The sequence below is a fragment of the Nocardioides sp. NPDC059952 genome, assembly GCF_042730435.1.
Lineage (GTDB): Bacteria > Actinomycetota > Actinomycetes > Propionibacteriales > Nocardioidaceae > Nocardioides.
Genome location: NZ_JBHWLY010000006.1, coordinates 51,582 through 64,206 on the forward strand (window position 1 = coordinate 51,582; position 12,625 = coordinate 64,206).

Annotated in this window: 12 protein-coding genes; all 12 read right to left on the reverse strand. The window is 71.5% G+C overall.

Translation table 11 applies throughout. The features are described 5' to 3' along the window. Position 1 precedes the first annotated feature (1 nt). The 12 genes from ACFV9G_RS04425 to ACFV9G_RS04480 are packed head-to-tail and all read right to left on the reverse strand — an operon-like array spanning position 2 to position 12,605. Positions 2-739: an enoyl-CoA hydratase/isomerase family protein gene (locus tag ACFV9G_RS04425; RefSeq protein ID WP_378725235.1), complete on the reverse strand. Its 738-nt coding sequence runs from the start codon at positions 737-739 to the stop codon at positions 2-4. Next, positions 736-1,890, reverse strand: coding sequence for an acyl-CoA dehydrogenase family protein (locus tag ACFV9G_RS04430; protein ID WP_378725237.1), 1,155 nt, complete (start codon positions 1,888-1,890; stop codon positions 736-738). The genes ACFV9G_RS04425 and ACFV9G_RS04430 overlap by 4 nt, the downstream gene beginning before the upstream one ends. Further along, entirely contained in the window at positions 1,887-2,684 is a 798-nt protein-coding gene (locus ACFV9G_RS04435) for an SDR family NAD(P)-dependent oxidoreductase (protein WP_378725239.1), read from the reverse strand. Before ACFV9G_RS04435 ends, ACFV9G_RS04430 begins: the two co-directional genes overlap by 4 nt. Beyond that, a complete protein-coding gene (locus ACFV9G_RS04440; RefSeq protein WP_378725241.1) occupies positions 2,681-3,892 on the reverse strand; it encodes a thiolase family protein in 1,212 nt (403 codons plus the stop codon). Before ACFV9G_RS04440 ends, ACFV9G_RS04435 begins: the two co-directional genes overlap by 4 nt. 32 nt (positions 3,893-3,924) lie before the next feature. Beyond that, positions 3,925-5,124 (reverse strand): hypothetical protein, encoded by a 1,200-nt coding sequence (locus ACFV9G_RS04445; protein WP_378725242.1) that lies wholly within the window; start codon positions 5,122-5,124, stop codon positions 3,925-3,927. Continuing rightward, positions 5,121-6,230, reverse strand: a complete 1,110-nt coding sequence (locus tag ACFV9G_RS04450) for a homogentisate 1,2-dioxygenase (RefSeq protein WP_378725243.1) — start codon at positions 6,228-6,230, stop codon at positions 5,121-5,123. Before ACFV9G_RS04450 ends, ACFV9G_RS04445 begins: the two co-directional genes overlap by 4 nt. 4 nt (positions 6,231-6,234) lie before the next feature. Continuing rightward, entirely contained in the window at positions 6,235-6,630 is a 396-nt protein-coding gene (locus ACFV9G_RS04455) for a nuclear transport factor 2 family protein (RefSeq protein ID WP_378725244.1), read from the reverse strand. After that, positions 6,627-7,730, reverse strand: coding sequence for an SMP-30/gluconolactonase/LRE family protein (locus tag ACFV9G_RS04460; RefSeq protein WP_378725245.1), 1,104 nt, complete (start codon positions 7,728-7,730; stop codon positions 6,627-6,629). Before ACFV9G_RS04460 ends, ACFV9G_RS04455 begins: the two co-directional genes overlap by 4 nt. Beyond that, positions 7,727-9,274: a long-chain fatty acid--CoA ligase gene (locus ACFV9G_RS04465; RefSeq protein ID WP_378725247.1), complete on the reverse strand. Its 1,548-nt coding sequence runs from the start codon at positions 9,272-9,274 to the stop codon at positions 7,727-7,729. The genes ACFV9G_RS04460 and ACFV9G_RS04465 overlap by 4 nt, the downstream gene beginning before the upstream one ends. Positions 9,275-9,289: 15 nt before the next feature. Next, a complete protein-coding gene (locus ACFV9G_RS04470) occupies positions 9,290-10,204 on the reverse strand; it encodes a hydroxymethylglutaryl-CoA lyase (RefSeq protein WP_378725249.1) in 915 nt (304 codons plus the stop codon). Next, positions 10,201-11,391 (reverse strand): acyl-CoA dehydrogenase family protein, encoded by a 1,191-nt coding sequence (locus tag ACFV9G_RS04475; protein WP_378725251.1) that lies wholly within the window; start codon positions 11,389-11,391, stop codon positions 10,201-10,203. Before ACFV9G_RS04475 ends, ACFV9G_RS04470 begins: the two co-directional genes overlap by 4 nt. Further along, complete coding sequence (locus ACFV9G_RS04480; protein WP_378725253.1) at positions 11,391-12,605, reverse strand: CaiB/BaiF CoA transferase family protein; 1,215 nt, start codon at positions 12,603-12,605, stop codon at positions 11,391-11,393. Before ACFV9G_RS04480 ends, ACFV9G_RS04475 begins: the two co-directional genes overlap by 1 nt. Positions 12,606-12,625 lie beyond the last annotated feature (20 nt).

A 12,625-nucleotide genomic window follows, 5' to 3' on the forward strand; every position in this document is an offset into this window, starting at 1 on the left:
ACTACTTGGTGAAGGCCCGGATCGCGCCGTCTGCCTCGGGTGAGGCGATGACCGCGACCTGGTTGGCGATCTCCGCCTCGAGCGCCTCGGCCAGCGTCTGCTGCCAGGCGTCCTCGAGCAGACGCTTCGTGCCGGCCAGCGCCACCGGAGAGGCGCTCGACAGACGTACGGCCAACGCGGTCGTCGCCTCGCCGAGCTCCGCAGCCGGGACGACCCGGTTGATCAGGCCCCAGGCCTGTGCCCCGTCGGCGGCCACCTCGTCGCCGAGGAGGGCGAGCTCGAGGGCCCGGCGGTGCCCGACCAGCCGGGGCAGCAGCCAGCTGGCGCCGCTGTCGAGCGACAGCCCGCGCCGGATGAAGAGCTGCAGGAACCGGCTGCGGTCGGATGCGATGACGAAGTCGCAGGCCAGGGCCAGGTTGGCGCCTGCACCGGCGGCGACGCCGTCGACCGAGGCGATCGTGGGGACGCCGAGCTCGCGCAGGGCCAGGATGCAGGCGTTCGACATCCGCATCCGCTCGGGGAGGAGCTCGGGATGACCCAGCAGGCCACCGACGTCGGACCCGGCACAGAACGCCCCGCCGGCGCCGGTGACCACCACGACCCGCACCTCTCCCCCGCGAGCCGTGTCCAGCAGGTCGCGCAAGGTCGACCACATCGGGTCGGTCATCGCGTTGAGCTTGCCGGGACGGTCGAGCGTGATGGTCAGGACACCGTCGGTCAGGTCGTGGCGCACGCTCACGACGCGGCCCCCAGGGTGCGGCCGATGATCTCCTTCATGATCTCGGTGGTGCCGCCGTAGATCGTCTGGATGCGGGTGTCGAGGTAGGCCCGGGCGATCGGGTACTCGCGCATGAACCCGTAGCCGCCGTGCAGCTGCAGGCACTGGTCGACGACCCGTTTCTGCAGCTCGGTGGCCCACCACTTGCCCTTCGCGGCGTCCACGCCGTCGATCTCGCCGCGCAGGTGGCGCTCGACCAGGTCGTCGACGTACACCTGGGTGACGTCGACGGCCGTGCTGAGCTCGGCGAGCACGAACTTGGTGTTCTGGAACCCGGTCAGCGGCTGCCCGAACGCCTCCCGCTCGCGGCAGTAGTCCAGGGTCCAGTCGAGGGCGACGCGAGCCGCCGCGACGCCCGACACCGCGAGCGAGAGCCGCTCCTGGGCGAGGTTGGCCATCAGCGTGCCGAACCCGGAGCCCGGCTCGCCCAGCAGGTTGGCGGCCGGGACGCGGGCGTCGCTGAACGACAGCTCGGCGGTGTCCTGGCTGCGCAGGCCGATCTTGTCGAGGTGGCGACCACGCTCGAAGCCCGGCGTGCCGTCCTCGACCGCCAGCAGGCTCAGGCCGCGGTGCGGCTCGGTGGGATCGGTGCGTACGACGGTGAGCACCAGGTCGCTGTTGAGGCCGTTGGTGATGAACGTCTTGGCGCCGTTGACGACGTAGTCGTCACCGTCGCGGACCGCCGAGGTCCGGACCGCGGCCAGGTCCGAGCCCGCGCCGGGCTCGGTCATCGCGATCGCGCCCATGGTCTCGCCGGAGACGAACCCCGGCAGCCAGCGGCGCTTCTGCTCCTCGTCGGCGGCGCCGAGCAGGTAGGGCAGCACCACGTCGTTGTGCAGCGTGATGCACATGCCGGAGCCGATCACGTTGGCGCGCTGCAGCTCCTCGATGATGACGACGTGGAAGCGGAAGTCGTCGGCACCGAGACCGCCGTACGCCTCCGGCACCGCCATGCCCAGGAAACCCTGGTCGCCGGCGGCCCGGAACATCTCCTTGTCGACCCGGCCCGCCTCCTCCCAGCGGTCGTGGTGCGGCACGATCTCGGCGCGTACGAAGGCCCGGAAGCTCTGCCGGAAATCGTCGTGGGTCTCGTCGAACAGTCGGCGGCTCATCGTGCGGTCCACCCGCCGTCGACGGCCAGCACCTGGCCGGTGAGGTAGCTGCTGCCGGCACCGGCCAGCAGCAGGAGTACGCCGTCGAGCTCGTCGCCGCGCCCGGTACGCCCCATCGGGGTGTTGCGCCGCAGCCACCGCCCTGCCGAGGCGTCGGCGAACATGTCCTCGGTCAGCTCGCTGGGGAAGAACCCCGGGGCGATCGCGTTGACCCGGACCCCGTCCCGGGCCCACTCGCAGGCGAGGTGGCGGGTGAGGGTCACGACCCCGCCCTTCGCCGCTCCGTACGCCGACTGGGTGAGCGGCGCCGAGCCGACCAGGCCGAGCACGGAGGCGATGTTGATGATCGAGCCGGCGCCACGAGGGCGCATCGAGGCGTACGCCTCCACGCTGAGGGCGAACAGCGCGGTCAGGTCGATGTCGAGCGTGCGCCGGAAGGAGTCGAGCGGCTGCTCGGCGGCGGGCAGGGCCTCGGCCCAGCCCGCGTTGTTGACCAGTACGTCGACCCCGCCGAGATCCTCGGCGCGGGCGATCAGCGCCGCCCGGTCGGCCTCGTCGGTGACGTCGCAGCGGAACGGGACCACCCGCTCCTGCTCGGCGGCGAGCTTCTCGAGGAGGTCCAGCCGGCGGGCGGCTGCGACGACCGTCGCACCCCGGGCGGCCAGGACCTCGGCGAAGCGCCGGCCCAGACCGCTGGACGCACCGGTGACGACGGCGACCTGGCCGGTCAGGTCGGTGAGGTCCGCCGATGGCGCCCGCAGCTCCTCGTTCGTCTCCTCGGTCGTCGCGGTCACGAGACCCGCTCGATGATGGTCGCGTTGGCCATGCCGCCGCCCTCGCACATCGTCTGCAGGCCGTAACGGCCGCCCGAACGCTCGAGCTCGTGGAGCAGGGTGACCATCAGTCGCGCCCCGGAGGCACCGAGCGGGTGCCCCAGGGAGATCCCGCCGCCGTTGACGTTGACCCGCTCCGGGTCGGCGCCGGTCTCCCGCTGCCAGGCCAGGACGACCGGGGCGAAGGCCTCGTTGCACTCGAACAGGTCGATGTCGTCGACGGTGAGCCCGGCCCGCTTCAGCACGGCCTGGGTCGCCGGGATCGGCGCGGTGAGCATCTGCACGGGGTCGTCGCCGACCACCGACATGTGCCGGACCACGGCGCGCGGACGCAGGCCCAGCTCCTCGGCCCGCTCCCGGCTCATCAGCAGCACAGCCGCGGCGCCGTCGACGATCTGCGACGCGTTGCCGGCGGTGACCCGGCCGTCGGGGATGAACGACGGCTCGAGGCCGGCCAGCGACTCGGCCGAGGTGGCGTCGCGGATCGGCTCGTCGACCGCGACGCTGCCGTCCTCGACGGTGACCGCGCCGGTCTCCTTATCGCGACGCTTCACCCGGACCGGCGCGATCTCCCGCTCGAAGCGGCCCTCGTCACGGGCCGCGGCGGCGCGGCGGTGGCTGCGCAGGGCGTACGCGTCGAGCTCTTCACGGGTCAGGCCCCACCGCTCGGCGATCATCTCGACCGAGATCCCCTGGGGCACGAGACCGGTGTGCCCGAAGGCCGAGCGGTCGGCGTAGCGCTGCTGGGCGACGTCGCCGTAGACCTCGGTGATGTCGCCGGCCGGTGCGTTGGAGAACATCGGGACCGTCGACATGCACTCGATGCCACCGGCGACGACGACGTCGTTGACACCGGCCATGATCGACTGCGCGGCGAAGCTGATCGCCTGCTGCGAGGACCCGCACTGGCGGTCCATCGTGGTGGCGGGCACGCTGTCGGGCCAGCCCGCCGCGAGCACCGCGGTGCGGGCGACGTTGGTGCTCTGCGGCCCGACCTGGGTGACGCACCCGAACATCACGTCGTCGACGACGACCGGGTCGATGCCGGTGCGCTGCTGGAGCGCCTTGAGCGTCTCCGCGGCCAGCTCGGCCGGGTGCCAGCCCGACAGCGAGCCGAACCGCTTGCCGATGGGGGTGCGTACGGCCTCGACGATGACGGCCTCGGTCATGGGGTTTCTCCTTGTGTCTTCGGGTACGTCGGTCAGCGGGTCGCGAAGCCGCGCTCGGCCAGCCAGGCGGTGATGGTCGTGACCGCCTCGCCCAGCGGTCCGCGCTGGTCCTTGCCGCCGTAGTAGTGGGTGGCGCCCTTCACCACGTGCAGTGCCTTGTCGGGGTGCCCGACCGCGTCGTAGAGCCGCTGGGTGTGGCTGGGCGTGCAGGCGTCGTCGGCGCCGTTGCCGATCACGAGCGTGGGGATCTCCAGGTCGGCGGCGCACTCGACCCCGTCGCCGTGGGCGTCGTCGTAGCTCCACTGCGACAGCCAGCTGCGCAGCGTGGTGAACCGGGCGAGACCGACGGGGCTGTTGTTCACGATCTCGGGGTCGCCGAGGTAGCAGACGCCGGGCTTGCGGTCGTTGGGGTCGACCGCCGGGTCGAGCCAGCGCGGGTCGGCCATGGTGCCGTGGACGACGAAGGCCCGCTCCTCACGCTCCCGGCCGGTCGCCCGCAGGTGCGCCAGCTGGGCCTTGACCCATGCGGTGATCCGCCGGTTCCGGGCGATCTGCGCCTCGCGGTAGCGGGCGAGGAACTCCTCCGTGTAGGGCGGCTGGTTGGGGTTGTCGGGGTTGTAGAGATCCAGCTCGGGATCGCGGATCTCGGGGTTGGTCTCGTCGAGGATGGAGGCGTCCATCCACTCGGTCATGGTGCCGTGGCGGCTGACGTGGGCGGCGAGCAGCATCAGCGCGTCCGCGGGGATCAGGTCGAGCCGGGTGAGGTCCGGCCCGTCGCCCGACGGGCTCGAGGTGACCGTCGGCTTCTGCGCCTGCTGCTGGTAGTAGAGCGACAGCGAGCCGCCGCCGCTCCACCCGGCCAGGACGACCTTGGTGTAGCCGAGGCGCTCCTTGGCGTCGCGGATCGCGGCGCCGAGGTCCTGGACGACCTTCTCCATGAGCAGCGCGGAGTCGACGCCCCGGTAGCGGCTGCCGCAGTAGATGACGTGGTGTCCGGCCTTGGCCAGCGCGTTCATCATCGGCAGGTACGCGCCGCCGCCGATCGGGTGCATGAACATGATGACGGTGTCGGCCTCGACACCGTGAGGACGCAGGTTGTAGCTCTCCAGCGCCACGATGTCGCCCTCGCCACCGTAGGTGTCGCGGTAGGCCGAGGTGTCCTCGAAGACGACCAGGTAGGGCACCCGGTCGTAGGTGTGGGTCGCGAAGTCGGTGCTGCTCGTGGTGCTCACAGGGCTACCTCCGGGTCGGGCTGGATGGCGGCCGCCAGCACCTCGGGGCTCGGCGTGAGCCGGCGCCGGGTGTCGACGGCGATGATCTTCCACTCGACGCGGTCGAACTCGTCGAACCGGCGCCGGGCGCGTTCGCGGGCCTTCTCGGGGGCACCGTGGTGAACGCCCTGCGGCGCGTGCGAGATCAGGCCCGGCGGCATCTTCTGACCGAAGACGTTGCCGCCGTGGTAGAAGGCGATCTCGTCGAAGTCGACGTTGCGGTGATACCAGGGGAACCGCTCCGTGCCGGGCCGCGACTCCGCCCGGCGGGGAAGGAAGTGCATCACGTAGACGCCGGTGGCCTGCAGGAACAGGTGGACCGTCGGCGGCAGGTGCATGCTCTCCGAGCTGAGCACGTCGTGGTCCTCGATGTTGAAGGTGAAGGGGAAGTTGTCGCCCCGCCAGCCCTCCACGTCGCACGGGTCGTGCGGGTAGAACAGCGAGGTGGTCTCGCCCGAGTGGTAGAGGCGGACCTCGTATTCCTCGCGGCCGTCGTCCTCGACCGGCTCCGGTTCGGGGACCGTGATCAGGGCCGGGTCGAAGGGGAAGTGCCGGCCGAGCGCACCGGCCTCGGGAACCCGGAGCTCCTCGGTGGCCTCGATGACCAGGCGACATCCCGGCTCGCCGTCGGGCTCGATCCGGTAGGTCGTGGCCTTGGGGAGGTAGACGTAGTCGCCCGGCCGGTAGGTCAGCGGACCGAACTCGGTCACGAATCGGCCGGTGCCCTCGTGGACGAAGTGCAGCTCGTCCGAGTCGATGTTGCGTACGTAGAACGGGTGCGCCTCGGCCCGGCGGCTCAGCGAGATCCGGCAGTCCTGGTTGCTGAACATCAGCACCGGGGTGCCGGCGGGGTCGGTGAGATCGGTCGGCTCGAGGCCGGTCGTCATCAGGTCGACGCCGCCGAGCCTGCCCTCCGCGCGGAAGTCGGTCGGGTCGTGGCGGTGGTAGAGATGAGCGGTACGCCCGACGAACCCGGCCCTGCCGAGCTCGTCGTCCTTGAGGCCCTCGAGGTCGGCGTGCATGCGCCGGGGCGTGGTCCCCTTGCGGAGCTGGATGAAGGACTCCATCGGTTCAGTTGCTCCCGTTCTTGTCGGTTCCGGTCTGGGTGAGCCGCGCGTTGAGCGGCGTGGGGTCGACGTACTCCTCGATGCGCACGACGTGGTCGCCGTCGACGACGATGCGGAGCATGGCGGGCATGCGCAGCCCGGCCGCGCGGCCGGAGAGCTCGACGACGTGCTGCTGCACGACACCGTCCGGCAGCAGCTCACGGCGGACGTCGGTGTAGCGCATCGGGCCGGCGACGTGATGGAGGTAGCCGAGCGTCCGCAGGCTCTCCTCGCGGGTCTGCGTCACGTCGTCGTAGTTGTGCCACACCCCCGCGTCGGGGCTGTAGATCTCGGTGAGCGACGTGGTGTCGCCCGCCTCGACGGCGGCGAAGAAGCGGTCGACGACGGCCTCGACGCTCACCTGCCGCTCACCCGGTCAGCGAACGGCAGCCGGAGGCCTCGGCGCGGCCAGTCCAGCTTGAGCAGCTTGCCGGTGCTGGAGGCCGTCACGTACGCGGTGCGCTGGCCGGGGCCGCCCCAGCAGATGTTGGTGATGCCGGGGTCGCCGTCGGTGTCGATGTCGAGGAACTCGACCAGGTCACCCTCGGGGCTCACCACCGAGATGCCGTGGGTGAGGAGCGAGGCCACGCACACGTTGCCGGCCGCGTCGATGCCGAGGGAGTCGAAGTTGGTGTAGTCGGAGGCGGTGTAGAGGAAGTTGCCGTTGCCGGACCCGCCGAGCGACTGGCCGCCCTTGATCTGGCCGGGGCCGGTCACGCCCCACCACCACACGCGGGCGGTGTAGGTCTCCGAGACGTAGAGGCGGCTGCCGTCGGGCGAGAGGCCGATCCCGTTCGGTCCCTCCATGCCGCCGGCGATCTGGGTGATCGCGGAGCCGTCGGGCAGGGCGTAGTAGAGCCGGCCACGGTCGGCGGTGACGCCGTCGCTCTTGCCGTAGTCGGTGAAGTAGAGGCCGCCGTGCTCGTCGAAGACCAGGTCGTTGGGCCCGCGCAGCTGCTGGCCGTCGCACTCGGTGTAGATCGTCTCGACCGCACCCGTCTCGAGGTCGACGGCCTGAATGCTGCCGCCGGTGTAGTCGGCGGGGATGCCGCCGGCGAAGACGTAGCCGCCGACGGGGAACGCGTTCAGGCCACCGTTGTTGGCGATGTAGACGCGCCCGTCGGGGCCGATCGCGGCGCCGTTGGGGCCGCCGCCGACCTCGGCCACGACGGTCTTGGTCCCGTCCGGGCTGATCCGGGTGAGGTTGCCTGCGATGACCTCGACGACGAGGACGTCGCCGTTGGGGAGGGCGACCGGGCCCTCGGGGAACTGCAGTCCGGTCGCGACGACGGAGAACTTCATCTTCTTCCTGCGCTTTCGTGAGACGGGGTGGGCGTCGGCCGGGCGGGCGACGGCGGTGGTGCCGAGAGCGCCGAGGACCGCAGCGCCGGCGGCGCCGAGGAGCGATCGGCGGCGGGCGGTGAATCGGGAGGTCTCGCGCGGGGTCGGGCGGTTCGTCATCGCGCCGTCACCTCCGCACCGAGGGCGGTACGCAGGTCGTGCTTGCGGACCTTTCCGGTCGCCGTGCGTGGGAGCTCGTCGAGGAAGACGACCTGCTTGGGGCGCTTGTACGCGGCCAACCGGTCCCCGACCCGGGCGATGACCTCGTCGTCGGTGACCTCGGCCCCCGGGCGGCGGACGAGGACGGCGACGACCTGCTCGCCCCAGACCTCGTGCGGGAGACCGATCACGGCGGCCTCGGCGACGTTGGGGAGCTCGTGGAGGACGTTCTCGACCTCGGCGGAGTAGACGTTCTCGCCGCCCGAGATGATCATGTCCTTGGCGCGGTCGACGATCGAGAGGAAGCCCTCCTCGTCGCGGCGGGCGAGGTCACCGGTGTGGAACCAGTCGCCCGTGAAGGAGGCGGCGGTCGCCTTCGGGTTGCCGAGGTAGCCGACCGTCACCTGGTCCCCACGGACCCAGATCTCGCCGATCTCGCCGACGGCGCAGTCGTTGCCGTCCGCGTCCACGATGCGCAGGTCGACCAGCTGCATCGGCCGGCCGACGGCGTCGAGCAGGTGCTCCTCGCCCGCGGCCGCGCGCCGGTGGGCCTCCCGGTCCAGGGTGAGGATGTTGCCGGCCAGCTCGGTCATCCCCATGCCGGCGTACACGATCGGCCCGAAGCGGTCGAGGGTGCGACGGAGCAGCTCGGCGGGGATCTTCGAGGCGCCGTAGCCCATCCACTCCAGGCTGGACAGGTCGTAGTCGTCGATGCGCGGGTGGGCCAGCAGGATCGCCATCATCGTCGGCGCGAAGCCGCCGCTGGTGATCCGGTGCTCCTGGACGACCTGCATCCACGCCTCGGGCTCCCAGCCGGGCATCATCAGCACGGTGCCGCCGCGGAACAGGTTGACGGGGGTCAGGTAGCCTGCGACATGGCACAGCGGCATCGCGTTGAGGAACCGGGTCTCCCGGCTCGGCTCGTACTCCAGCACGGACTGCAGGATCGATGTCACCAGGTTGCGGTGGCTGAGCTGGGCGCCCTTCGGGAAGCCCGTGGTGCCGCTGGTGTACATCACCCAGGCGACGTCGTCCGCCGACACCACCCGCGTCGACGGCTCCGGTGAGGCCGCGGCCAGCAGGTCCTCGTACGCCGGCAGGTCATCGACGGGCTCACCGATCACGACCACGTGGCGCAGCGCCTTCAGCCCGGCCAGGTGCTCCCGGATCGCCGGCAGGTACTGCTCCTGGACCAGCAGCACGCTCGCCTCGGCGTTCTCCAGGATCCACGCCCACTCCTTCGGGTGCAGCCGGGTGTTGAGCGTCGTCAGCGCGACGCCCGCGGCCGGGACGCCGTAGTAGGCCTCGACGTACGGGATGCTGTTGTCGGAGAGGATCGCGACCCGGTCGCCGGGCTCGGCGAGGTCGGCGATCGCGTTGGCCAGCCGGTGGGTCCGCTCGAGCAGCTCCGCATAGGTGCGGGAGTCGCCACCGGTGGTCAGCAGCAGGGCGGTGCGATCTGGATGATCACGGGCCGTGCGTCTCAGCAGGTCGTGGATGAGCATCGTTGCCTCCTCGGATCAGGGTTGGTCAGATGGGACGGGGAACGGGCCGGCAGAGCCGACTCCGGAGCGGACTCGGGTCCCGAGATGACCGCAGACCTCGGCGCCGGCGGCGGCGATGGCAGCGATGTCCAGGCCGGTCGTGAGGCCGCTCCGCTCGAGCAGCCAGGCCAGGTCTTCGGTGGCGACGTTCCCGGCGGCGCCGGGGGCGAACGGGCAGCCGCCGAGGCCGGCCGCGCTGGAGTCGAGGGTGCGTACGCCCTCGGCGACGGCGGCGAGCGCGTTGGCGAGCCCGGTCTTGCGGGTGTCGTGGAAATGGGCGCGCAGGGGGAGGTCGGTGAGGACCCGGACGGCGGCGAAGCGGTCGTGCACCTCGGCGGGTACGCCGGCGCCGATCGTGTCCGCGAGCGCGACCTCGGCCAGCGGGCCGACCCGCAGCACGTCGCGGACCACCGCGGCCACCTCCTCGGTGCTCACCTCGCCCTGGTAGGGGCAGCCGAACGCGACCGCGACGGTGACGGTGAGGGGCAACCGGGCGGTGTCGGCGACCGCCGCGACGCCCTCGAGCGCGCGGACCGCCTCGGCGACGGTCACCCCCTGGTTGCGGCGGCCGAAGACGTCGGTGGCCGGGACGACGTAGTTCAGCTCGTCCACGCCGGCGTCGACCGCGCGCTCCGTACCCCGTCGGTTCAGCACCAGCCCGGCATAGCTGACGCCGGGAACCCGGGTGATGCCCGCGAGCACCGCCTCGGCGTCGGCCATCTGGGGCACGCGATCGGGGCGTACGAAGCTGGTGACCTCGACGCGCCGGGCGCCGGCGGCGACCGTCTGCTCGACGAGGGCGATCTTGTGGCGGGTGTCGAGGGTGACGGCCTCGTTCTGCAGGCCGTCCCGCGGGCTGACCTCGACGATCTCGATCTCTGCGCCGGTCATGAGAGTCCGAACTCCCAGCTCTCGCCGCGGTCGTAGCGACCGAGGATCCGTCGGGAGACGGTGTGGATGTGGACCTCGTCGGGGCCGTCGTAGATCCGGCCGAGGCGGGCGTTGCGGTACATCCGGCTGATCGGGGTGTCGTCGGTCAGGCCGAGCGCGCCGTGCACCTGCAGGGCCCGGTCGACCACGTTGTGCAGCATCCGGGCACCGACGACCTTGATGACGCCGATCTCCTCGCGGGCCTGCTCGCCGCGGTCGATCTTCTCGGCGGCGCGCAGTGTCAGCAGCCGGGTCGCCTGGATCTCGGCGAAGGACTCGAAGACGTGCTCCTGCATCAGCTGCTTGCGGGCCAGCGGCTCGCCGAACGCGACCCGGCCGTTGAGGCGCTCGCACATCAGGTCGAAGGCCCGCTGCGCCTGGCCGAGCCAACGCATCACGTGGAAGATCCGCCCGGGGCCGAGCCGCTCCTGGGCGATCACGAATCCCTTGCCCCGCTCGCCCAGGAGGTTCCCGGCGGGGACCCTCACCTCGTCGTACGCGACCTCGTAGTGCCCCGCCTCCATCCCCAGCACCGGGGTCTCCCGCACGAGGCGGTAGCCGGGGGTGTCGGTCGGGACGATGATCATGCTGAAGGCCTGATGGGGGGCGGCCTCCGGCTCGGTGCGGCACATGACGGTCGTGTAGGCGGCCTGGGCGGCGCCGGTGGTGAACCACTTGCGTCCGGAGACGACCCACTCGTCGCCGTCGAGCACCGCGGTGGTCTGCAGCTGGGTCGGGTCCGAGCTCGCGACCTCGGGCTCGGTCATCCCGAAGCTGGGGTTGATCTCGCCCCTGACCAGGGGAAGCAGGTAGGTCTCGCGCAGCGCTGGGTCCGCATGCCGGTCCAGCATGATCGAGTCCTGCAGGGTCAGGGTGCCGAGAGCGACCTGGCCGAACTCGCTGCGGCCCTGCACCTCGTTGACGAACACGTAGTCGAGGAACGGCATCCCGCCGCCCCCGATCGAGGTGGGGTGACCGAGCGCCCACAGCCCCTGGCTCTTCGCCTCGGCCTGGAGCCCGGCCATCAGCGCCGCGGCATCGGGGCCACCTGCGTAGAGCTGCTGCTCCACCGGCTCGACCCGCTCGGTGATGAACCGGCGCACCCGGTCGCGGACCGGTCGTACGTGGTCGGGGACCTCGAAGCTCATCAGCGCACCACTCCCGCGTCCGCCAGCTGCGACCACTCGGCGTCGTCGACGCCCGCAAGCTCGGCCAGCAGCTGTCGGCTGTGCTCGCCGATGCGCGGTCCGGAGGCACGTACGCCGCCCGGGGTGCGGGAGAACTTGGGGACCACGCCGGCCGCGGGCACCTCTCCCCCGGCCGCCGTCGCCAGCCGGAGGACCATGTCGCGAGCTCGGTAATGGGGGTCGGCCAGCATGTCGGGGGCCGTGTAGACCCGGCCGGCGGGAACACCGTGCTCCTCGAGGAGCGCGAGCAGCGCCTCGGCGTCGAGTCCGGTGGTCCAGGCGCCGATCAGATCGTCGAGCTCGACCATGTTCGCGCCGCGCGCGGCATGGCTGGCGTAGCGCTCGTCGGTCGCGAGCTCCACCTTGTCCATCGCCTTGCACAGCCGACCGAACACGGTGTCGGCGTTCGCGGCGATCAGCACCTCGCTGCCGTCGCGGGTCGGATAGGCGTTGGACGGCGCGACCCCAGGAAGGACCGAGCCGGTACGCCCTCGAGTGCGGCCACCGAGCTCGTGGTCGGCCATGGTCGACTCCATCAGCGCGGCCACCGCCTCGTAGATGGCGACGTCGACCTCCTGGCCGCGGCCGCTGCGGGCCCGCTCGACCAGGGCGCCCATGGTGCCGATCACGGCGAACATCGCGGCCAGCGAGTCACCGAGGCTGATCCCGGCCCGCGACGGTGCACGGTCCGGCTCGCCGGTGGTGTGGCGGATGCCGCCCATCGCCTCGCCGATGCTGCCGAAGCCGGCGTCGGCCGCACGGGGGCCGGTCTGGCCGAAGCCGGAGACGTGGACGACGACCAGCTTGGGGTTGACCTCGGCCAGGCTCTCGTAGTCGAGGCCCCAGCGCGCCAGCGTGCCCGGTCGGAAGTTCTCCAGCACGACGTCGACCTCGGCAGCGATCCGGCGGACCAGGGCGCGACCCTCGTCGGTGCGCAGGTCGATCGCCACGGATGCCTTGTTCCGCGCCAGGCTCGGCCACCACAGGCTCTCGCCCTCGTGGACGACCCCCCAGGTGCGCATCGGGTCGCCGCCGACGGGCGCCTCGACCTTCACCACCTCGGCGCCGTAGTCACCGAGGAGCTGTCCGGCGAAAGGGCCGGCGATGAAGCTGCCGAGCTCGAGGACACGAATCCCGGCGAGAGGGCCGGCACCGTGGCGTGCGTCACTTGTCATGACGACGATTGTGCACAATC